The organism is Sporosarcina sp. FSL W7-1283 (assembly GCF_038003105.1).
GTDB lineage: Bacteria > Bacillota > Bacilli > Bacillales_A > Planococcaceae > Sporosarcina > Sporosarcina newyorkensis.
Map to the genome: position 1 here is coordinate 2,461,646 of NZ_JBBOOL010000001.1, position 23,882 is coordinate 2,485,527.

The 23,882-nt window shown below is 35.9% G+C and carries 16 protein-coding genes; all 16 read left to right on the top strand.

Annotation, left to right across the window (positions count from 1 at the left end; genetic code table 11):
* Nucleotides 1–11 precede the first annotated feature (11 nt).
* The 16 genes from MKY93_RS12725 (at nt 12) to MKY93_RS12800 (ending at nt 23,876) form a co-directional block, all read left to right on the top strand.
* On the top strand, nt 12–7,850 hold the full coding sequence (locus MKY93_RS12725; RefSeq protein ID WP_340759376.1) for a phage tail tape measure protein: 7,839 nt from the start codon (nt 12–14) through the stop codon (nt 7,848–7,850).
* Nucleotides 7,850–8,446, top strand: a complete 597-nt coding sequence (locus MKY93_RS12730; RefSeq protein WP_340759377.1) for a phage tail protein — start codon at nt 7,850–7,852, stop codon at nt 8,444–8,446. The genes MKY93_RS12725 and MKY93_RS12730 overlap by 1 nt, the downstream gene beginning before the upstream one ends.
* On the top strand, nt 8,446–9,102 hold the full coding sequence (locus MKY93_RS12735) for a hypothetical protein (RefSeq protein ID WP_340759378.1): 657 nt from the start codon (nt 8,446–8,448) through the stop codon (nt 9,100–9,102). Before MKY93_RS12730 ends, MKY93_RS12735 begins: the two co-directional genes overlap by 1 nt.
* Nucleotides 9,103–9,114: 12 nt before the next feature.
* Nucleotides 9,115–9,756, top strand: a complete 642-nt coding sequence (locus MKY93_RS12740; RefSeq protein WP_340759379.1) for a hypothetical protein — start codon at nt 9,115–9,117, stop codon at nt 9,754–9,756.
* Nucleotides 9,757–9,775: 19 nt separating this feature from the next.
* Complete coding sequence (locus MKY93_RS12745) at nt 9,776–13,726, top strand: phage tail protein (RefSeq protein ID WP_340759380.1); 3,951 nt, start codon at nt 9,776–9,778, stop codon at nt 13,724–13,726.
* 18 nt (nt 13,727–13,744) lie between these two features.
* A complete protein-coding gene (locus MKY93_RS12750) occupies nt 13,745–14,185 on the top strand; it encodes a hypothetical protein (protein WP_340759381.1) in 441 nt (146 codons plus the stop codon).
* A gap of 27 nt (nt 14,186–14,212) precedes the next feature.
* Nucleotides 14,213–15,355 (top strand): hypothetical protein, encoded by a 1,143-nt coding sequence (locus MKY93_RS12755; RefSeq protein WP_340759382.1) that lies wholly within the window; start codon nt 14,213–14,215, stop codon nt 15,353–15,355.
* A 17-nt stretch (nt 15,356–15,372) separates the two neighbouring features.
* Nucleotides 15,373–16,140 (top strand): hypothetical protein, encoded by a 768-nt coding sequence (locus MKY93_RS12760; RefSeq protein ID WP_340759383.1) that lies wholly within the window; start codon nt 15,373–15,375, stop codon nt 16,138–16,140.
* A 414-nt stretch (nt 16,141–16,554) separates the two neighbouring features.
* Nucleotides 16,555–17,148 (top strand): hypothetical protein, encoded by a 594-nt coding sequence (locus MKY93_RS12765; protein ID WP_340759384.1) that lies wholly within the window; start codon nt 16,555–16,557, stop codon nt 17,146–17,148.
* 15 nt (nt 17,149–17,163) lie between these two features.
* Nucleotides 17,164–17,742, top strand: coding sequence for a hypothetical protein (locus tag MKY93_RS12770; protein ID WP_340759385.1), 579 nt, complete (start codon nt 17,164–17,166; stop codon nt 17,740–17,742).
* A 13-nt stretch (nt 17,743–17,755) separates the two neighbouring features.
* On the top strand, nt 17,756–18,031 hold the full coding sequence (locus MKY93_RS12775) for a hypothetical protein (protein WP_340759386.1): 276 nt from the start codon (nt 17,756–17,758) through the stop codon (nt 18,029–18,031).
* A 1-nt stretch (nt 18,032) separates the two neighbouring features.
* Nucleotides 18,033–18,215 (top strand): hypothetical protein, encoded by a 183-nt coding sequence (locus MKY93_RS12780; protein ID WP_340759387.1) that lies wholly within the window; start codon nt 18,033–18,035, stop codon nt 18,213–18,215.
* A 4-nt stretch (nt 18,216–18,219) separates the two neighbouring features.
* Nucleotides 18,220–19,863 (top strand): hypothetical protein, encoded by a 1,644-nt coding sequence (locus tag MKY93_RS12785; RefSeq protein ID WP_340759388.1) that lies wholly within the window; start codon nt 18,220–18,222, stop codon nt 19,861–19,863.
* Between the two features lie 134 nt (nt 19,864–19,997).
* A complete protein-coding gene (locus MKY93_RS12790; protein ID WP_340759389.1) occupies nt 19,998–21,179 on the top strand; it encodes a discoidin domain-containing protein in 1,182 nt (393 codons plus the stop codon).
* Between the two features lie 31 nt (nt 21,180–21,210).
* A complete protein-coding gene (locus MKY93_RS12795; RefSeq protein WP_340759390.1) occupies nt 21,211–21,378 on the top strand; it encodes a hypothetical protein in 168 nt (55 codons plus the stop codon).
* Between the two features lie 110 nt (nt 21,379–21,488).
* On the top strand, nt 21,489–23,876 hold the full coding sequence (locus tag MKY93_RS12800) for a hypothetical protein (RefSeq protein WP_340759391.1): 2,388 nt from the start codon (nt 21,489–21,491) through the stop codon (nt 23,874–23,876).
* Nucleotides 23,877–23,882: the final 6 nt, after the last annotated feature.

Here is a 23,882-nt window from a genome sequence, read left to right on the forward strand (position 1 = left end):
GACGACACCTATTGACAGGGAATACAGATAATAACCTCGAACTTTTGGTAAAAATTTCAGCGGACACGACAGGATCGAAAAAAGATTTGCAAACACAGTTGTCTAGCTTATCGGAAGATCTTAAAGGTTTAGATAAAATAAAATTAGGTATAAATCAGGATGATGTAAAAGCTTTAAAAGATATTGCTAAGATTGATTTCTCTAAACTAAAGCAAAGCCTAGAAAAACCTTTATCAGAAGGTATAGATACAGCGAGAAATAAATTAAAGGAAGTAGCAAGAGTAACTGAGCAAGAATTTGCTGAAGCGGGTAGAATTGCTGCATCAGTAATAGGTAGAGAATTTGGCAAAATAGATAAGCTAGACTCAATTAATGATATAGAAAGAACCCTTAAATCAATTGACCCTTCTGCATTGATACAAGTCACTAAGGAAGTAGGCAGAGCTGGAGAAGAAGTAAAAGCCCTGTCAGCTTCGTTTAAGCAAGCAGGAATTGAGCGTAAAATTGCTTTTGAACAAGTTAAAATAGGAGATGCAGTAAACCCCGATGTTTCTACTCTAGGGTGGATGCCTAAGATTATAAAAGAAACAGATCTTAATTTAAAAGAAGCTGCTCAGTCTACTCAAAAACTAATGACTGAGATGGAACGTCTCAAAAAAAGTGGAGAAATAACTAATCAAGAGTTTGAGAAGTTTTCAGGTAGAATTGGAAAAGCAACTGATTCTGATGGCATTAAGAAATTAAATTTAGAGTTAAATCAAGCAGTTGATAATAATAAACGTATCAAACAGGAACAAACTGAACAAAATAAGAAACTCAAAGAACAAGAAGCTATCAGGGAGAAAATTAGGAAGCTAGAATTAGGTATTATAACAGCTCAAAATAAAGATCCTAAATCGTTCGGTGGTGCATCAGGTACGAACGAGATGCTCTCTACTCTTCAGAAGATTGATCCGGCATCTAAAGGTGCTGCAAATGCTGTAAAAGGCGTGTCAGATAGCTTCGATTCCCTAAAAGCGTCTTCCGTAAAAGCTGGAAGAGAGTCAATGAGTGTTATGGACTCCTTTAAAGTGGCAATGGAAAAGTTCCCTGTATGGATGGCAGCTAGTACCGCCTTCTACGGAACAGTTAGAAGTGTACGTGGGGCTATGGAGGAAATTGTAAACCTTGATTCTCAGATTACTGTTTTACGTAGAGTTGCAGGCGACGGAATTGATGTAAATTCTGTAATGAAAGAGTCTATTGAACTCGCATCAAAACTAGGAAACACAATAACTGACGTCAATGAAGGCTTCATTTCGTTTGCTAGACAAGGTTTTCGTGGAGAAGATCTTAGCTATCTTTCTGAATATGCAACCTTATTATCCAATATCTCGGAAATGAGTACAGAGGAAGCTAGCTCAATATTAACTGCAAGCTTAAAAGGTTTTAGTTTAGAAGTCTCTGAAGCTGCAAGAGTAGTCGATAGTTTGAATGAGGTCGACAATAACTATGCAATCACATCAAAAATCTTAGCAGAATCTCTTCAACGTTCGGCTGGGGCAGCAAATACTTATCAGGTCTCCCTTGAGAAGTCAATAGGATTAACTACCGCAATCGGAGAAGTAACACGAGAATCAGGATCAGTAATCGGTAATTCACTGAAATCAATTTATTCTCGTATCACCTCTATCCCGAAAGCAGTAGAATCTTTACAGGATATTGGAATTGCAGTAAAAGACGGAGCAGGAGAAATGCGATCCGTAGAGAGTATATTAGATGACGTTGGCGCAAAGTGGAAAGACTTATCTGCTGAACAACAGCAAAATCTAGGATTACAGATAGCTGGAAGGTATCAATTAAGTCGGTTCTTAATTGCAATGAACGAATATGACACTGTTTTAGCTGCTACAGAGACAGCATTAAATTCTCAGGGAAGCGGTTATCGAGAAAATACCGAGTATTTAAAATCATTTGAAGCTCAGATCAATATGGTTAAAAACGCCTATACTGAAGCTGTAATTTCAGCTAGAGATAGTGGATTAGGTGACGCTATGGTCACAGGTTTACAAGCGGGGCTATTGGCATTGAACGGTTTAACAGCAGTCATTGACAAAATAGGAGTCCTTCCTGTAGTAATAGGCGGGGGCTCAGCAGCAATGTTGCTCTTCTCTGAAAGAGCTAGAAACATGTCAATATCTATTAACAATGGTGCAACATCTCTCTTAGCACAAGGAGCAGCTCTTTTAAAGAATACGGCAGACAAAAATACTAATACGGTCGCTACAACAAGGTTAACGTCTGCTAATACTACTGCTAGTGCGTCTATAAAAGGCTTAAATATTTCCATGATTGGTGCAAGCTCAGCTACAAATACTGCAACTGTTGCAACAACAGGAATGACTGTCGCATTGAGAGGTTTAATAGCAACTGCATCTACGTTCTTACTCCCTGTTGCTGGTCTTATGGCACTGGGTGCAGCATTCTCTTTTGTCACAGAAAAAATAGTGGGAAGTATAAAAGAGCAAAAAGAACTTAATAAAGAAGTAGAAGACTATATGCGTAAAGGAGTAGATGCGGTCTCTGTTAATAAAGAACAGGTTGACGAGTTGACCGCTAGCTACGAAAGGCTACGTCAAAAGCAATCCGAAGGATCTTTAACTGTTGAAGAGGAAGAAGAATATTTAAGAGTGCAAAATGAATTAGCAGAAATTTTCCCTGCTATTGTTGATCATATTGACAGTAAAGGAAACTCACATCTTAAGACTTCTGAAGAAATCAAGAAAGAAAAAGATGCGATGCTAGAATTGCTTGCAGTAGAGGAAGCTTTGAGAGTTGCTACTGCAAATGACGTTTATAAAGAAAAAATTAAAAATATCAAAGAGTATACTAATGCGGCAGAAAATGCATCTAGAAGAGAGAACTTCGCAGATGACGAGACGAGACTCAAAGCGCAAGCAGAGAAATTAAAAAACACAATGCTGTCAAATAGTGAACTAGAAGGTATTGTGACTGAAATGTCCAATGTTCTTAGTATACAGCTGAAAAATTTACCCGACAAGGTCTCTCCAGCTATTCAAGAAGCTATGTCGGAATTAGGGAAACTTATTAAGCTAGATCCTAAGGACTTAGATGAGGATAACCTTGAGGCAGCAGTAGGAGTGCTTCTAAGAGCATCAGAAGGATTTGATAAAGCTTTTAAGACCAATGACAAAAAAGAATTTCAATCTGTAATGAAAAATCTAGCAAAAGAGTTAGATTCATTAGGTATCGAAGCCGATTCATCTTCATTGTCTTTAGATGATATGAGTAATATAGCAGAGAAACTGAAGCGAAAAGCCGAAGAAACTGAAACTTCTATTGATGAGTTCGGAGATAGCATGGAAGATACTGGAGATCAAGCAGAATCTTCCTCGGATAAGTTAGGTAAGAATGCAGATGTAATAGAGAGGCTTGCTGGAGTTAGTAAATCTTTCTTGTCTGATGCAGATGAACTTTTATACACTATTAACGAGCTCGGAAGCATGAGTGAACTAACAGCAGAGCAAACAGGGCAATTATCAGATGCTCAGCTTTCGCTAATGAATATGTATCCAGAAATTACAGGTTCTGCAATGGACTTAATTAATAAATATGATGATCTCACTAATAGCACATTAGCTAATGCGAATAGCATCGGAGAAGCTACTCAGGCAGGCAAAGAGCAAAAAGCTATAGAAGAAGAGCTTATAGCTTTATACCCTTCTTTAATTAACGGAGACATGGATAGAGTCTCCATGATAGACGCAGTCATTAATGCTATTGCAGACGAAGTTAAAGCAAATGACATTCTTCTAGCTGCTCTATCTGCAAAACGAGACGGCGCTTTAACTTCTGAAGAAGAGACAACTTTAGGTCAATTACAGAATGTTAATGCAAGGATAGAAAATATCAATGCAGAAATAAAAGCTTTAAATCTATTAGCTCAAAATTACAATAAGATTTCAGCGGCAAACAAGGCAGCCCAAACTGCACTTTCATTGATGCCGGGAACAGAAGTTTTTAGAGCTGGTATAGAGGCTATGGATAAAGGAATAACATTTAACTTTGACAATCAACAAGCTAAGTTGGCTAGATCAACTGCTGAAAGAATAAAGCTCACTGATATCCTATCCAAGTCAAATGAAGTAATGTCTCGAACAACTTCTGATGGAAATAAAGCTGCAAAGGAATCTGCTGAAAAAAATCTAAAAGATGCTAAAGCAAAAGACAAAGGTTCAAAAGCTACTAAAGATGCAACTAAGGCTCAAAAGGATTTTAATACAGAGCTCCAGAAATCTATATATCTATCTGACTCTTTCCGGGAAGCACAAGAAAAAATTAACATTGAATTAGCTAAACAGAATGAAATTAAAGCCAAAAATGTTCAACATAGTGTTGCCTATTTGAATGCCTTACAAAAAGAGTTAGAGGCTCTTCATGAGAATAAAAATCTTCAACGTGAAGAAGCTGCCCATATTAGGAATCAGATAGCAACGGGAAACATACAGCAAACAGGAATTGTAAAGGTTCCGTCATCAAGTTCTGGAGGATACAGCGGTAAATATGCTAAAGAGATTAACAAGGCAGCTTCCGTATATGGTATTGACCCTCAGTTAATCGCAGCTGTTATTAAAGCTGAATCTAATTTCAATCCAAATGTTAGATCTTCTGCTGGAGCACAAGGCTTAATGCAATTGATGCCTGCAACAGCTAAAAGCTTAGGGGTTAAAAATTCTTACGATCCTGAACAGAATATCATGGGCGGAGTTAAATACCTATCTCAACAACTTAAGGCTTTTGGTGGAGACATTAAGAAAGCTTTAGCTGCCTATAATGCAGGTCCCGGCAATGTTAGAAAATACGGTGGAATTCCTCCTTTCAAGGAAACACAAAATTATGTTAATAAAGTTATCAATTCTTTTAATAGTACCAAGTCTACCGCTGCTGCTCAACAAGGAACGGCCTCAGTAGCAGACTATTACCTTAACAATTCTGCATTTAAATTCGCATCAGGTTTCGGAAAAAGACCTGCTCCTAAAAAAGGCGCCTCTACCGATCATATGGGTATCGACTTGTCATCCAAAAAAGGAACAGATATTAAAGCTGTTCGAGGTGGAAAAGTAGTTGCGAATGCTTATCACGATGGAGCTGGCAACTATGTAAATATCCTTCAAGATGACGGTTTAGTAGCAAGGTATCTACACATGGATAAGAAGTCTCCCCTTAAGAATGGCTCAGTTGTAAAAGCGGGAGACGTCGTTGGTAAAGTAGGAAGTACAGGAAACTCCACAGGAAACCACCTTCATCTTGAAATTCGAGACCCTAAGAAAAAAGGAAGCGACTCAGCAGGAAGTATGGGTCTTGCTCAAGATCCTGTTGAATATTTAAAAAAGCAAGTACAAGGAATCTCGTCAGGAAGTCAATCTGTAGCAGAATTCGAAAAAAATATAGACGACTTGAAATCTGACCTTAATGGAATGTCTCTAAAAATATTTGGCACCAATGAGGAAATTAGACAAAAAAGTGCGGAAATTACTGAAGCTCTATTAGGTGCGTATGCAGTAAAACGTAACGATTATCAAAGAATAATTGACTATGAGACTACAAAACTACAAGAAGTAGATATCGAATCTGAGCGCTACGGTAAAACTATTGAAAAGATTATTGCTCAGCAAAAAGCTCAGCAAAAAGCAAATAAAGAAGAAATGGCTACGGCTCAAGCTCTAATAGACTCAAAGAAACTCAGCGCGGTAGAAACAAGAAAGCTGACAGATAGAGTCTGGGAACTTAAAAATGAAATAATTGAACTCGATCAAGCTTCCAAGGCAATGTCTCTTGAAAAACTAAATATCGAAATTCGTAAAATGGATGAAGCCCTACGAACAAATAATTATCAATATGAACGTTCCATTGCAATTATGGCATTGTATGAAGAAGGTAGCGCTGACTATAATGTAGAAGCTAAAAAGCAAATTGAGTTACTTAAAGAAGAGCAAAAAGCTATAGCCAATAAAAGAGACTTTTTACAGAAATCTCTGATGACAGAAAACTTGAGCATAGAGACAGCTAAAGAGTTAGGAGTGCAAATTGATGAGCTCTCGCTCTCCTATTGGAAACTATCGGGAAGTATAAAAGATGCAGAGAAATCTCTAGAAGAGACTAATAAGAAAGTTGCGGAAGAGTTAGCAAATAAACTTATTGATTTACACAAGACTGTTACTAGTGAACGCAGAGATGCTCATATGCGACAACTCGAAGCCGAAGTAGATTCAGAGAATGATCGTCATGAAGCTGCTATGAATGCCATTGAGCGAGAAATGGAAGCAGAAAATGAGCGACATGATGAAGTTAAGAAGCAGTATGATTATGAAATCGAAATGGAAGAAAAACGACATAAAAAACGCATGGACGCTATCAATAAAGAATTTCGTGCTTTTGAAAGATATGTTCAAGCTCAGCTTCAAGAAATGGATCGCAATGAGAATACGCGCACTTATGATAAGGACATTGATAAACTACAAGAAGAGCGTAATGAGACTCAAAGAAAACTAAATGATTTGCAAGGAGACGACAGTTACGAAGCAAAAGCAAAAAAGAAAGAGTTAGAAAAACAGCTCGTAGATATTGATGAGCGCCTATTTGAACGTAGAAATGAGCGTGAATTAGAACTCCGCAAAGACAACTACGATGACCTTTTACAGAAAGAGAAAGATAAAGTAGAAGAAATTGAAGAGAATGAAACGAAACAGCATGAAAACACTCTCGACAGAATCAAAGACAAAATTAAAGCTGAAGATGAGATGCATGACGGGATTATCAAAAACCTTGAAAAGCAAAAGAAAGCTGAAGATGAAACTCACAAAAATAGACTCAAAAATATTGAAGATGCAAAAAGATATTGGAATAAATTCTATGAGGATCAGCTTAATAATGAAAGAGAGTTTGCTCGTATTCGAGAAGAAATAATAAAAGGGAACTTAGAAAATATTGGAGAAGAATTTCAAGGATTCTTAGATGAAATGGAAGCAACCATGCCCGAGCTTGAAGATACATTAAACGGTACTATGCAGGCAGTAGGCACAGAGATCAGAAAAAATCTCATAGATAATCTTAAAGAAGCGTTGCAACTATTGAATGAATTTAACTCCAAAAAGAACACGAGCAACCCAGTAACGTCCCCATCTGGCTCAGGATCTTCAGGCGGTGGATCAGGTGGCGATAAAAAACTACTATCTAGTGCAAATATGACAGTTCTTACAGGGAAGTTCTTAAACGACATATTAGCTCCACAAGAGCAAGATGCGAGTAGAAAGGCTAAAATTAAGGAAAAAGGTCATTCTTTAGCAGCGGCTGGAAGAGCTTCAGGTTCTGATATCTCTTCTACTGAAGGTTTCGATTCTGTTGTTGCGTCACTTTCTAAAGAAGAGCAAGCGCAATTGGGATTGTATTTGAAGAGTAATGGAGTTAATCATGTGTCTTCGGATTATTTAAAGGACTATATTAGACAATACGCTGATAAATTAATGAAAAGCGCCGCTGCCTTTGATACTGGTGGATTTACGGGCTCATGGGGTGGTTCAGGGAAGTTAGGTATTCTTCACGAGGAAGAACTTATTCTGAATAAGAAAGACACTTCAAAATTTACGGAAACAATGAATACATTCGACAGATTACATTCATTAATGTCTATGCCTAAAATTCCTCCAATGAGTAGTAGGACACAAGATATAAATGAGGGTGATTTAATTATTCATTTTAATGTGGATAAGATGACAGGCGATAAAAATGATGTTAGATCCTTTACCAATGAAGTTGGAAGAATCTTGAAACGTCAGAAAGGAGGAAGATGATGCAAGAATCATCTCATTTTAACTTTGGTGGTATTAGCTCAAAAGAAATGGGCGTAAGAATAGCAACAACATCGAAAGGTTTATTTGAAGAGACATTTTTACCCACAAGGAATATTATCGAAAAAGAAGTAACTCATAGAGAAAAGCCTTATCTACAGAGAGTGGAGAACGAACCACTCTCTTTTTCTTTGGGTTTTTTTATTGAAGAATGGGACAAGCCCGATTCTCTTAGAAAAATAGCTAGGTGGTTATTTCAGTCTTACTATAAACCATTAATTATGGACGCAAACCCAAATAGAATTTTTTATGTAATCTTCGAAGGTGATTCCAAACTCTTTCACAACGGTGCAAAAGAAGGTTATGTAGAGCTTAATGTAAGAGCAGATTCTCCTTATTCTTATACAGCAGAACGTAACACAGAAAATATTAAATTCAGAACAACAGACACCGCGACGATAGTAGAAAACTCAGGAACAGACTTTACAGGAGAGATGAATAATACTGTCTTAACGTCTAATGGAGTTACTATAGATAAGGTCGTAAATAGCTGGGGAGATTTGGTAAAAAATAAGAAGAAATGGGGTGAACTTTTATAATGGAAAGCACCAATAAACTACATTTAAAGATAGTTACAGAAAACTCTTTTGAAGAAGATGATATTGAACAAACGATCATAGAGTATGGAAAAAACTTTGGAAAACTGGAATATGAAAGTGCTGACAGCGGATCTAACATAGAAGATTTGAAGGCTGGACATGAATATATGTTAGGCAAAAAAGTATGGAATTCTCATCCCATTTCCGGCGGACATATTGGATGGGTGAATTTAAGAAAAGGCATCTATGCTCCTGAATGGAAACCTCTCAAGAATTTCATGGAAAATGATATTATTAGAGCCTTTCCTGATAACGGAAATATATATAAATGTATTACAGCAGGTAAGACAATGGCTCGGACACCTTCTTTTTTAACAAATGCCAGTGTTGAATTTTATGACGCTAACGGAAATAAGTGGATACCAAACTACAACTATGAAGTAAATGATGTAGTATTCTCCCTTGATAATAGTGTAGTTTTTTATTATATATGCGAGACTGCTGGGTTTTCGGCAACAGAAGAGCCAGACTGGAATAAAGTTGCAAATGGAACAACTGTGATAGATGGATCTGTTACTTGGAGAAAAGAAAGAACTGTGAAATGGAAGCAAGTTGGAACTTCGTCTAACTTTAAGCCGTTTGGGAAAATAGAGTAAAGTGGTGAAACTATGTCGAATTGGAATAGCTTAATGACACCTTACGGAGAATATATATCTGAACCTTTTAACATTTCTAGTAGTCTTGATCGCTACGTGGCAGAAATTGAGTTTACAGTCTTAAATATACATGATGAACAGTTAGACTTCTATTTTTCTGTGTCTAACGATCAACATGTATGGAGCGAATGGAAGACTTTCTATGAACAGTCTTCTGATTTTCTCAATGATTACTCTTTAGACAATCTCTACTTTAGATATAGGGTGATAATGTCTTCTAAGAATCTCGATAATCGCCCCTACCTTCAGTCTATAAGTATCAAATTAGAGCCTTATGTTTTAATTGAGAACATAGGAGATATAGTAATGAAGCCTAAAATATGGATTAGAAAAGTAGATGGTAAAGGAGATGTGAGAATTAAAAATCAAATGACTGGGCAGGAATTTGTAATGACTGATCTCATGAATAATGAAGAAGTTTTCATTGATTGTGAAAATGAGGAAATTATATCCTCTTTTCAAAATACAGGTATATACAGATACGACAATCACAATGATGAGTGGCTAGAATTTGATGCCGGAGAGAGTTATATCAAAGGATACGGCGATTTTGATCTAGATCTACGTTATCAAGGGAAGCTACTGCAAGATTAAATTAAGGTGGTGAGGATTTGTGAAATTAGGGGAGATAAATCCTAATAGAAAACCAATAAAGGAAAATTTATTTTTATGTAAACCTGATAAAAAAACAATAGCCAAGCTTAGTGAGGCTTATGATGTTAAATGTTCCACTAAGTTAGGAACAGTAAACGAGATTACGTTTAAAATCCCTACAATATTAGAGAAAGATAGAATTCCGATAGATAACCCTAACATAAAGAAAATTAAACATAGGTATCTATTTAAATTATCTCATGGTGAGAAGATAGAGTATTTTGTTTTCAATGAAAGAAACAAAGTCTATTCAGATGATGAGTATATAGAGTACCGAGCTTACTCAAAAGGGTTTGAGTTAAACGATAAGATGATTAGAAGGTATGAAGCTGTCTCTAAAACATTAACAGAAATGCTAAGTGATATTTTGAAGTATACAAATTGGAAAATTGGCTATGTAGACTCTGCATTTGATTTAACAAACAATCCTGCAAAAAGAAGTCATGAAATAGGATCACAGACTGTTTTGGAGGCTGTATATGAATTAGCACAAAAGTTTAATGCGATACTCGAATGGGATACAAATGATCTAAAGATAAATATATATAAACCAGAAAATACAGGAAATATAGATAAAGGATTTAGAATTAACGATGGAAAATATTTAGAGTCCTTTAATCTTTCCGATAACTCTGAGGAAACAATTACTAGACTAATTCTTATAGGAGCAGAAGATTTATCTATTCGTCGCTTAAGCTCGACGGGCTCAAATTATATTGAGGATTTTGGATACTATATGTATCCGTTCAAAAGGGACCAAAACAAGAATGTAATAGAAGAATCTTACTATATGTCAAATGAGCTATGTCACGCGCTATTAGATTATCAAGAATATTTAATGTCAATTGACGGACAGTTCAAAAACTATACTGAACAGTTAACAGCCATCCAAAAGTCCATTCAAGAAGAAGAGGAAATTTTAAAAGGTTTGCAAAACCAACTCAAACTAATACTAGATGAGTTAGATTTATCTAACGCCAACTTTCAGATGACTTCTGATGGAAATGAAATCCCCGTACTTGATACTCCAGAGCATCAGGCTATCATAGCAAGACGTATACAAAAAGAGGCTGAAATCGATGTTAAAGTCGCTCATATTGCAAGTTTAGTGGTACTGGAAACAGATAAACAAAATCAAATAACGAGTTTAGTAAATGCGTCTAAAATTGATGTTCACTTAGGATCTTTAATGACCGAGTTAAATAGATTCATCATTGAAAAAGAATATGTGAACAATATTATTATTGACGACGAAGATCTCCTTAAAGAAGGAATAGAGGCTTTTAACCAATTCAGAGAGCCTAAAGTTAGGTTAGATGTTGATATTGTAAATTTCTTATCTATTGTTGAAGCGCAGAATGACTGGGATAAGTTAGTTTTAGGTGATGAAGTTCTTGTTAGGTATGATCGATTAGATGTGTATATCAAAGCTAAGATAATTGAGATTAACTATGATTTCGAAACAGATGATATTTCCCTTGTTATTGCCAATGAAAAAGAAATAGCCGATGATGACGTATTAGACATGATCTATAATTCAGGAAAAACATCTACCACTGTCGACATGGATAAATGGAAATGGGATTTATCCGAAGAAAACAATGGATCTATTAATGAAATCATTAATAATAAATGGGACGCCCTTAAGAATGCTATTGTCGGTGGATATGAACAAAAAATAGAGATAAATGAGCGAGGAATCACAGTCAAAAGTCTTGATGATCCTAATAGTTGGTTAGTGATACAAAACGGCTTCCTTGCCATAACTAATTCTAGAGGAAATGACTGGAAACATGCAATAACTAAGGACGGCATTGTCGGAGAACGTATTTACGGAAAAATTATAATGGGTGTTAACTTAGCCATCGAAGATGAAAGTGGAATCCTAAAATTCCGTGGATCTAGAGGTCAAATATTTGATCGTAACGGAAATGAAGTAATGAGATTAGGCTTGGTATCAGACGAAGATAATTCTAGGGAGTGTTTTGGAATTACATCTTGGAATAGTATCACAAAGGTAGCTATGACTGATTGCGAAGGAATATCTATTTCTAGAAGAAAGTTAGATACTAGCTGGGAAAAGGTATTCTGGGTCGCCCCTGACACTGGAACACTCTATACAAGAGATATGGTAGCCGAGCGTATTAAAATTGTATCAGACACAGGGGATATGATTCTGGATGCCGAGAATGGTTATTTTGACGTGGGATGGTTTGACAAAATTGTTGCAGATGGAAAGTTGACCACAACTGAGAAGTATGAATTGTGGAATACCGTAAATACAATTATGTCTCAATATCAAATACTACTTGATCATGCAGCTGACTTTAAATATTCTGCTAGAGATGATTCCTATATATTTAGCACACAAAATCCTGAATCTTCGAGAACACCAAGTAGCATTGTAAGAGTCGATGTAACACAACTTAAGTTAAAGTACGCATCGTTAATAGCTTTCATTGGACAGTACATCTCTATCCCACCGGCATTTGACGATGAAATAATGGAAAGAACAGATGAGATAGATAGAGATACCTTTGTTGTCCGTTTTAAAGAATACTACGATGAAGCAGAGAAGATACGAGCCGCTATAGATGATTTCTTAATTTACTCTGGAATGCAATTCGGTCGATTCTATAACAATTTAATCATGGATGCCAAAGTAGGGTTTATGGCTATTAGGAATGATTACAAATACCGCGCAAGACTTAGCGCTACCGATGGACTGGCTCTTGAAAAATGGGAGAGAGGGTCATGGGTTAAGAAATTGTACGCTGCTTTAGGGCATCCTGATTATGAAGATGGAACGCTTATAGCTGAGAATTTAGTTGCAAGAAGTTTGAGAATTGTAGATGGAAATCTAGGAGATAGAATTGTTCTTGATGAGAAAACCGGGATCAGTATTTATGGAAATAAAGCAAATATATTCTTGAATGCTGATGATGGCATACGTATACAGGTGAATGGTCAAGACAAATTTTATGTAGATATCGATGGTAGATTGTATGCCAAAGATATAACGACTCACGGGCTGAAAATAGTAGACGGGTTACTAGGCGAAAGAATTATCTTTGATTGGTACGACGGTATAACTATTCTAGGAGATAAAGCCACTATATTCCTCAATGCGAATGATGGAATCCGTATCAATTCAGGAGGAAAAGATAAGTTTTATGTTGGTACAGACGGCAGGCTATACGCACATGATATTACAACTCACGGTCTAAAAATTGTAGATGGTGAGCTAGGTGAAAAAATTATCTTTGACCAAGAAACTGGTATTACTATCAACGGTAATAAAGGAGAACAAATACGTTTAAATGCCAACGAGGGAATAGCTATTGACGTAAACAATAAGAAAAGATTTTGGGTAGGAACAGACGGTAATTTGTATGCTAGAAAATTATTCATAATGAATGATTTAGAAACCCCTATTCCAGATGAAGTGACAGGCAGTTTCATCTCTGATCTTACGGTAAATAAAGTTAGAACTCTATATTCTGCCTCTCCTGCTGATCATGTGTATATTGCTGATAATTTTCTTAAATTGATGACAGGATCTGCAAGAGGTGCCAATGAGAAGTTTACTCTTCAACTCATGGGAAGTGGAGATTCTTCTTATCCTCACATGACATGGGGAGCTGGAGGAAGCACGGGAGGAGCAGGAAGCAACGTGGGGCAGATCTATAAAGATACTCGCTCCCTCTCCTTTATTTATACGGGAACAAACGGCAACGAGCGTAAATTACTGTTACAGAACTCTGATACAGACTCTATCTTATTGGAAACTGCTCAAGGAATGGTATTGAAAGCGGGGACTAAATTTACCATCGAAGTAGGTGGAGGTGTCTCTATGGAAATGTCTTCCTCTGGGATTAAGTTTAAATCCCCTCGCGTTGATTTTGATTAAGAAAAAGGAGGTTGCGACATGGCTGGTATAGCACATGAAGGGCATAAGCTTACACAGGCAACAAAATCTGTTTCTTATACGGCTCAAGTATGGAACTCTTGTAAGTATTGGGATGAGGAGTCAGGATGTTCTGGAGGTTACGATTATCCTACTCGATCTTCCTCTATTAGAATTAACGGAACATTAAAAGGAGATTCGACGAAAGTTTATATAGGTGGTAAAAAAGTGTCAGTAAATGGTGGAGGAACAACTGAGAACGATAGTTGGAGCCAACCTTCTGATTACTACTCAGGTGTGAACTTGCATTCAAGCTCCTCTGGAACTATCTCTAGCGGAAATAGTAAAGGTGTCTATATAAGTGGAAAATTAATTGCAGTCAAAGGCTCAACAGTGAATACTCATGAAGGAGTTAATACTACTATTGCAGAAGGCTCATCAAAGGTTTTCATTGGAGGATAAATGAAATTATAGAAAGGAGGTGAATATATGGCAAAAGAAAATACGTATTTAGAATTCAACAACCCTATCCACACGATTTGGAGATCCGGTTTACCCGATGATCCGTATATAGATCGCCTAGATATCTCTAAAGTGGTGAATCAAAGAATAGCCCTATTAGAGATACCAGATGAGTTGTACAGGGTGAGAATTGCTAATATGCAAGAAATAAACTATGAGAGATTCATAAAGAATACTTTAAACGAAAATGAATTCTATGTAGATTATTCTAATGGATTTGTATATTTCCATCACTCAAAAGAGGCTCTTACAATTTCTATTGTATATAAAGGGAGAGGTATGCTACTGTACCCTACTTCCCGCTTAGTGCATTTCGACGGGACAAACCCTTCTGAAAGCTTACATGATATCATTGAGAAAGCTAAGCTGCAAATAAGAGACTTAATCGATGAAACTCAAAATTATGAGCACGTTATGGAGAAAATGATAATAGCGACTAATCTTACTAAAGAGGCAGCTGATGGTGCAATCAAGGCTACACAGGATGCACTTACTGCAACAGACTTAGTACATGATGCGTATAAAACAACCGTTTTAATCTATATGCCTTTCGTTCAAACTGAGAAGGATATCGAAACAACATACCCTAATCCATCTGTTGGATGGACAACACAAGTGTATGATACAGGAATTCGTTATCGCTGGAACGGTGCAGAATGGGTTCCTATTGACGCTTTAGGTGGGAATATTCCCTTAGCAAATGAATTGATAGACGGTTTACTATCTACATCACTTTATAAAAAATTAGATGCAATCACCGAGAATGTTGATACTCGTGTGGTTGTTTTTATTATTCCTCAAGACGTACTTTCGGGTATTCAAGATCCCCATATTGCTTTCCCTTTCAATGGAGTAATAGAGAGTGTTGAAGCATTTGTATCTAAAAAAGGGAGCGCCGACACTTCGATAAGAATTGAAAAAAGCACGGATTATGAACAGTGGAGTAATATTCTCGGTAGCCCTTTAATGATAAAGTCTGGAAGTTTTTTTGATGATAATTCACACAACATAATCAAAAATGAAGTTAAAGTAAATGACATTTTTAGATTGTATATCCCTTTTTCAGGGGATGTACAAAACTTAACAGTGAATATAAAAATAAAATTATAAATAATGGAGGAATATAAATGTCACAACCAATCGTGTCATGGTATGAAGAAGTAAATGCAAAAGACAAAGAAGTCAAAGGAACAATTTCTTATGGTACAGTGGACGCAGATACCGACTCAGGACAGAAAACGTTCTTTATTTGGAATAACCGAAATAGTTTAGAGAATGTATCTAAGATGGAGGAAGTCACATTTACTACGAGAGATCGTCTCGGTGGTACAGGAGACACTCCGGGTAATATTGTTGAAGCTGTGCGAGATAACTGGTTTCAAGTTAGAGTAGATTCATTAAATGAAGATTCGTTTACACCTGTAGGTAAAGGCGGTGTAGGAACAGAAAACGAAAGTGGCGTAAAAGCAGTTGGTACAAACGGAGCTACTATTAATCCCAACGCTGCTACAGCATCCACATGGGCTACTGGCGTCGCGTATGAAGTTGGAGATTATGTAAAACCAACAGCAAATAACGATTATATGTATAAGGTTACAACAAAAGGCACTACTGGTGGATCTGAGCCTTCTTGGTCTGTTACTGAAGGAAATGTAGTTACAGACGGAACGGTAGAATATACAACAGTTAAAGTTTCCAAGAAGCCAGCAACTCAAGAAATTCTAGGATTGGCTAACAAAGTAGAAGATGACGGATCGAATGCAAATGAAGCAGGAGGAAACTTTGTAAAGGTAACTGTTTATGCCGAAGTTCCTGTAGATGCTTCTGCCGGGAAGAATTTGCTCGTTCAGCGTGTCAATTTAGGCACTCTTTTATCAGCGATGATAATTGTATAATCTTGTGAACTCGTAGATGCGAGGTGTCATATCAACGTAATAGTAGCGTCAGGAAATGGGCGTCAATGATATGGCTAACAGGGGAACCTCAGCACGTGTGAGTGATAGGAATCACATGGTGGTGGCAATCCTGTGCCAAGCTTTGAGAGAAATCTCATTGAAGGTGCAACGACTAGGATATACCGTCTAAGGCAACCGCTATGACGATGAAATCTTTACCTTTAAGGTGCAATTCCTTATTGGGAAGCGCAAGACATCTCTAAGAGATGATGATATAGTCTGGCTTATGTGAAAACATAAGAGGTAAACGCTCTTACCGATACGTTTAATAAATAATAAGATATTTTAGAGGTGGCTCATTTGAGTCATCTCTTTTTTATTTCAATTAAAACTCAATACAATGAGGTGGCAAATATGATTTTCAACAACAATAAAGCACCACAGGCAATTAACATCCCTTTTAACTGGGTAGCAGACTATTTTGATGGTAGCTATCTGTCTGAATATGATTTCCAATCACATAAACCTAACAATTTTTATACTGTAAAACAGGATTTCACTTTAAGATTTGGACTAATTGGACAGGGTATGAAAATGTATTTTGATAATACTGATGGATCATTTCATCTTAACGGTAGAAAAGTAGATATTGTATATGAATTTGAAGGAAAACAATATGTATTAACATGTAACAATGAAAAAAAGGATTTTATCACATATAAGCAGGCATTTACAGAATACAACAACAGAGAAGGGCGGCAACGATCAAATATAGAGTCTATTAACTTCGGATATAAAACAGTTTACAAAAAAGACGATATTGAAATGTTTTTCCAACCCGTAGTAAGTCTCCCTTTTGATTCTAAGGCTTTTATAGAAATCAAACTAACATCTAATAAAGAGATGAATGGTGAATTGGTGTTTATATCAAGACGAAAAGAAATCGAGAGGTTTAAAGCTCCACTTCAAGTAAATACATCTGGGAATATGAAATGGACTATAAAATAAGTAGGTGATAAAAGAATGGCTACTGTAGAAACGAAAGAGATAGGAATTGCATTAGGGGTAGATAAAGGAAGCTATATAAAGACTGAATACGTAAAAGGAAAAATTCAATTAAAAAAAATTACAGGATCGGAAAGTAATTTTGAAAAAGAAGGTTATTGGGAGTCCGAGATAATAGATATTGCAGGGAAGTTTAAAGAGTATGACAAGTTAGCTGTAACAAAAACTCAATTCACAAAAGATCTGTATCTTATTGAAACTAGAACTTCTGACAATGGAGTTGATTTTGATCCGTATATTGCTCTCAGTGCAGGAGGAAGCATACTGTCTACTAAAAGGAAATATATCCAAATCAAAATTACATTTTTTGCTGGCTATGTAGAAGAGAATGTAAATGTAGATGACTTTGACTCAGAAGAAAGTCAAGGTAATTGGGATAGTGAATTTATAACTGTAGAAGATGGAAACTTAAAACTTAAAGAAAATTACACATATGAGATGACCAAAGATGCTACTTGGACACAAGAAGGTACATTATTTAGACAACCTATACAGAATACAAAATTTAAAAAAATTAATTCATTGAACATAGAATAGGAGTGATTAGTACATGGGTAACGGATATTTAGGCTCAAGTAAAATTTTAACATCTGCAGCCAATCAAGAAATAGTTCCTGAAACGCCTGAAAACTGGACATCGGATAGATACAGTATCTACAAATTGTCTTTCATAAACAAAAATAATTGCTCCGTGAAAATTAACGGTGGAAGTTCTATTTATTTGGAAGCTAATCAAGGATTTGAGAGTTCTAAAGAAGATAAGGCTATTAATAGTTTTGTAATCGTAGAAGAAGGAATCCAGTATTCTTTCATTGGGGCTTATTAATATGAGTATGTTCAAAGATAGATCAGGAGGTAGCATGTTTAGGTTTAAATCATTATCTGGATACATGAAGATATTGTATGAAGAACATTTCTTAGATGGAGATACGCCTCCTGTAACTGAGCCTGAAGGTGAATTAAAGAATAAGATGATTGCTAATTATGAAGTTAAAGCCAAGGAGGCGTAACCTGTTGAAAGAATTTTACTGGTTCAATAAAGACATCCTAGAGACCATTTCAATCAATGACTCTAACAATGAAATACAGATTATTAAAGCAACAGAAAATATAGAGTTGGAAATACCATCTGAAATGTACTCTATATCTGATTTGCTTATCACTTTAAATAATTTAGTTAGTGAGGAGGTTATTTTTCAACTTGGCACAATAGTAGATGAAAGAGGACGTACTAAAAGATGCGTAACAATTGCAGACGAGGCAGCAGTGCTTTCAGTAGGTGGTAGTTTTTTTGACTACTTAGAGGGTGTAGAGTATGTCAAGTCGCAAAAAGATATCAGTCAAGAACTAGATGAGGGTCAGGGTATTGCATTTAAACTACATCCTAAAGCTAGGGAAATTGCAATTAATCGAAATCCTCAATGGAGTTTTCTAGGAGACGTTGACGATTTAGGTGAGGTAAAGGAATGGAGAGTTTATTTTAAAGAAAATGATGATGAAGAAGAAGTTTTTCTTGGCATAAGACCTTATGAAGATGCTGAAATAATTATCGAAGACTATTACTTGCTACCTTCACATAGGAAACATCTATATTCTATAATCCAGAAAGATGAATATGGTAAAAATCTAGTTGAAAAAGTAAAGGTTGCATACAGTGGTGAAACGGAAAAGAAGGTTATGGACATTGCTTACAATGATGTTTCTTATTTGGGAGTATCTGATGATAGTAATATAATTGTTATCCTCCATAATGATGACAAGAAAGATCAAACAGAAATTATCAAAATAGAAGACGACATTTCTGAAGAGTTGTTGCTTCCCTATAGAGTAAAACGAGCAAATCTGTCAGATGACGGAGTTACTTTAGCTGTTCAGAATTTTGCTAATAACTATGAATTACTAAAAACATCAGATATGAAGCGTTCTGTGTCAACAGAAACAAAGAAATTGTCTAAAGACCTTGATGTTTATTTCACTGAAGATAACGAGTTCGCATACTATCAAGAGGATTCCAAAATTAAAATTGCCAATATGAACACTATGGATAGTGGTTATTTTTATAGTGGTGAAATAGAAGGTGTAGTAGCAAAGGTTCTTTATAATAATGAAAAGACAGTATTTTTTACATCGGATAAAAACAGAATAATCGTTTACAACAACTCTCCTATAGAGAAAAAACAATATATTAATTTAAGAGAAGATGTATATAGAGGCTTTTCATCGTCAGAGGGTAAAGAACCTGAAATTATTAATATGAAAATATCTAAAGATGGGAGACACATCTACTTTTCTGTAGAGAGCTATTTTGGAGAGTATGATGAGAATCTTAATAATTACGATGAAAAAGAATTTCCTCATGTAGATATGTTCATATATGAACTGTCTGAAGAAGATAATTTGTATATAAAGAAGCTAGAAAAGATAGCTCCAGAACATTCTTATAAATATTCTTCCATTCTAGATTCAGGCAGTAAAAACTATTATGCCTTAAACAGAGAAAAGTTGAAGTTTTATAATTATGACGATGTTATTGTTGGACAAACAGAGCAAGAAATATCTGCAAACCTCTTTGACATAGCGGATCATGCTAACCAAGTTTTTTATATCCAAGAAGATAAAGGAAAGTTAGGATTATATACTAGGAAGTTAAAAGATTAAATAATTATTTTTACTATATGTTGTATGTAGCGCAATAGACTATTCACAATATATAGTATTGTATACTGATAAAACAGTTCTTTTATTTAGAAATAGGAACAAGAAAATATTGATAAACAGAGAGGTGAAGATGAATGGCGAAAGTGGGTGACGTTCTTCCACAACCAGAAGCAGGTTGGAAAAGATATGATGAAACCAATGAGAATATATTATATGAAGGCAACTGGATTGATGCGCCTAACGTTTCTAACTATATGGGAAGCAGAAAATATTCTGTGGCTAATGGAGATTCGTACTCTTTTTATTTTAAAGGGGACAAGATTAGGATTATAGCAGTATCTAATACTTCTTATAGCAAAAATATAGAAGTATTTATTGATGGAATTTCTTATGGTTTTTTTGCTGGAAACATAAAACCTACAACTACTTTTACGGTGGTGATATTTGAAGCATTTTTAACTCAAAAAAAGGAATATCATGTAAAAGTAGTCAATAGAGAACCACAGCAAATCAATTTGGATGCTATTGACATAAACGAAGATGGTTTTTTTGGAAAATCTTCAATAAATAAAACATTCATTTTATCTACTGATGGATATAAGAAGTTGGATGAGGGAAGTCCTGAAACAGAAAGTAGATTCACTCCCACGTCAATGACTCAAAATACAACACCCGAAGGAATTTCTGTTTCGGCAAGCTCCACTCTTAGCGGTAGCTTTGAGCCATTTTATGCCTTTGCTAATTCTAGAGGATGGGCAAGTCTCGACAGCAAACCATTTCCGCATTGGATAACAATAGATTTAGGAGAAAATAAACAGAAAGCTGTAGCTAGTTATAGAATAACTGGTATAAGCAGTAGTTTGACAAACAACAAAAATTCCCCATTAGACTGGAGTCTACAGGGTTCTAATAATGGAAGCTCTTGGACTGATGTTGATAGTCGAATTGACACTGCATCATGGAGTAGTTTAGAGGAAAGAGTTTATGTGGTAGACAGTAATAGGCTATTTAGATTTTATAGGCTTTATATCAGAAAAACGGAAGCAAACACTTTTGCAACATTAGGGAAACTGGAGCTGTTTGAGCGTATTCCACCGTCTCCACCATCATGGAAAACAGTCTCACCTACCCTTCCTACCCTTACTCAATTCCAATCAGAAGGAATGGATGACTTATCTATCCTAGACCGTAAATTACAACAGGTAATAGAGTCACCTCAACAGATGACAAGTGAAGTTTTAGGTGAAGGTAAAGTCTTCAAAGGGACAGTGGATTTGCAGAAGTTATTCGATTTACGGAAGCTGGAAGTGAAGTAGGCTATACTTAATAAAAAAGGAGATGGCTTATATGTGGCTAGTAGCTATCAATGGTGATGGGGAAGAGTGGAGTAAGTTATACGACAATGAGCAAGATGCTGTAAATTTCATTCAAGAGTATAAAAGAGGAATGTCTACGGATGCAAAGCTGTATGTAGCTGAGATTAAGCATGAGGTGGGCGGGGAGATAAGGTGGTAACTACGGGTAAAAGAGATATTTTACTTGAACATAAACGTGATACCTATGCACTTTGTAGCGTGTCTCGTTTACATGAAATGGGAATTTTATTTAGATAGGAGGACGAGATAATGGCAATAGTAGGACAAGTTCTAGCCAATCCAGAATCAGGATGGAAGAGAATTGATGATGCTCACTTAAAGATATTAAAAAGTGGAGATGTGACATCCTTGTCAGGACTTAATGGATATTGGGAAGGAACACGAACATCAATGATAGGGACAAACAGTAATTCAAACTACTTAGAGTTCGTATTTTCTGGTGTTATGTTGCGAATAATTGGCGATACAGCTACATCTGCCTCATCGTCTGCTGATAGCTCAATTACAATTGAAATTGATGGAGTAAAAAGCACCTTTACAAATATTAGTAATGGTGTTTATAAAACAGCTCTGCTATATGAAAAAAATAATCTACCTATGAAAAACCACACAGTAAAAATATATCCTTCAAATGGAAAAACATTGTGGTTCGATGCAGTTGATATTGATGATAATGGGACTATGGGTGGAATTGTGAATAAAATCTTACTTTTAAGTGAAAAAAATAATAAAACATATTCAATTAAACCTCGCACTTCATCTAATACTCTAGCTACTCCAACAATGTCATCAAATATTGCCCCAAGTGGTGAAGTACTATTCAGTACACAAGCCAATGCAACTACTCTTGGTGCATGGAGAGCATTTAATAAAGTAGAAGATGCAATTGGTTGGCAAAGTTTAGCTTCGACTACAGGATATATTGGATATGATTTTAAATCTCCTAAGAAGATAAGTAAATACACATTAAGAAGTGGGGCAGTTGCTAATGTCTCAATGTTACCTAAAGATTGGACGTTAGAAGGATCGAATGACAATGTAGAATGGAAAGTTTTAGATAAGCAAGTAGGGCAGTCATGGACTACTCTTAATACAGATAAAGATTACTTCATAACAAAACCCGAAGATTTTCAGATGTATCGTGTAAATATTACAGCTAATAACGGACACACTACTGTAGTTGGTTTGAATGAATTAAAATTATACGAAGAAGATTCACCTTTAACTTTGGTTGAGTTACCTTCTAGTGATGAGAGTGTATTTGTAGAGCATGGAATTAATCTTGCTGATTTTAATAAGTTTCCTCTTAACTCTGTATTCACTAAGAAAGAAACAGTTCAAGAGGGCGGAGGAATTACCTCTGAAAGTGCCTCATCTACTATTTATGATATAGTCGGCAAAGATGAGAATGGAGAGCAACTACCAATTGGAGTCATTTACTACACAGATGATCCAGACAAAACTTCCGCAGAACTAGAAATCACAGCGAATTATTCTCCATTAGATGAGTTTAATGAAGATTATGAGGTTGTGACGTGGACGGATGAGAATGGATCAGATGTAAAAAGAATATTAAATATGAACGCAAATCCTAAACCTCACCTAATTAAAAGCATTAATCCACTAAAAATACAGTCAGAAATCAGCAATTTTGTCATAAATAATGCAAATAATCCAAGTAAAATGTTCCTTTTATCTCCAGATCGTAATGTATGGAAAACTTGGGACGGAAGCTCTTTTGCTGCTGTAAGTGTATCCGACCCTTTTACTATTCCTAATGAAGCTATGACATCTACAATACTGTCATCCATTACTAAGGAGCAATGGAAATTGTGGTCAGACGAGGAAGTGTTCTTGGGCATTTATTTAGATGAAGGGGATGTTATTGAGAATATCTCTTATAAAGGGATAGCACCAACAGAATCCACTCAGATCTCCGATGCTAGGCTTTACATTTTAAATACAGTTTCTACAATCAATGTTTCTTTTGCGGGCAGTACTCTTACGGGAGTCATAGATGATGAAGATAAAGGGAAAGTGCAATATCGCGTCCTTCTTAATGGTGAAAATTACTATCCAAAAGATGGTTCATTCACGAAGCTTTCTCCTGCTCCGTTAGATATAGATATCACTTTATCTAACAAAGACTATCTTATTGACCAGAACAACACGCTTAGAGTTGAATTTAAAGATTACTGGGGTACTGTTGATTACTGGCAAAGCAATTTCGTGGGAACATATAGCGGTCTTTTGTTTACGGATGAGACAGGAGAATACTACTCTGATGAGATAGGCGGTATTTTAAAGTATTTAGATTTTGGTGTAATCATAGCGGGACAAACCACAATAGAACAGGCAATTATTTTAAAAAATACCTATGGCTATCCTGTCAAAGATATAACTATAACTGCAAACCAATCTAAATTTCCAGCTGGTATGAAAGCGCAATTTGGAACAAATACAATCTCATTCGAGGCGTTAGATTACTTAGCATTTCCAGAAGTCATGGAAGATGGAGAAGAAAGAAAATTTTATATGAGATTATCTACTAGATTAGGCGTTACCCCAGAAGCAAGTGGTGAGTTCGATATACTAGTAAACGCAAATAGGGTAGTAAAAGAAGAAGAAGTGAAATAAAACTCA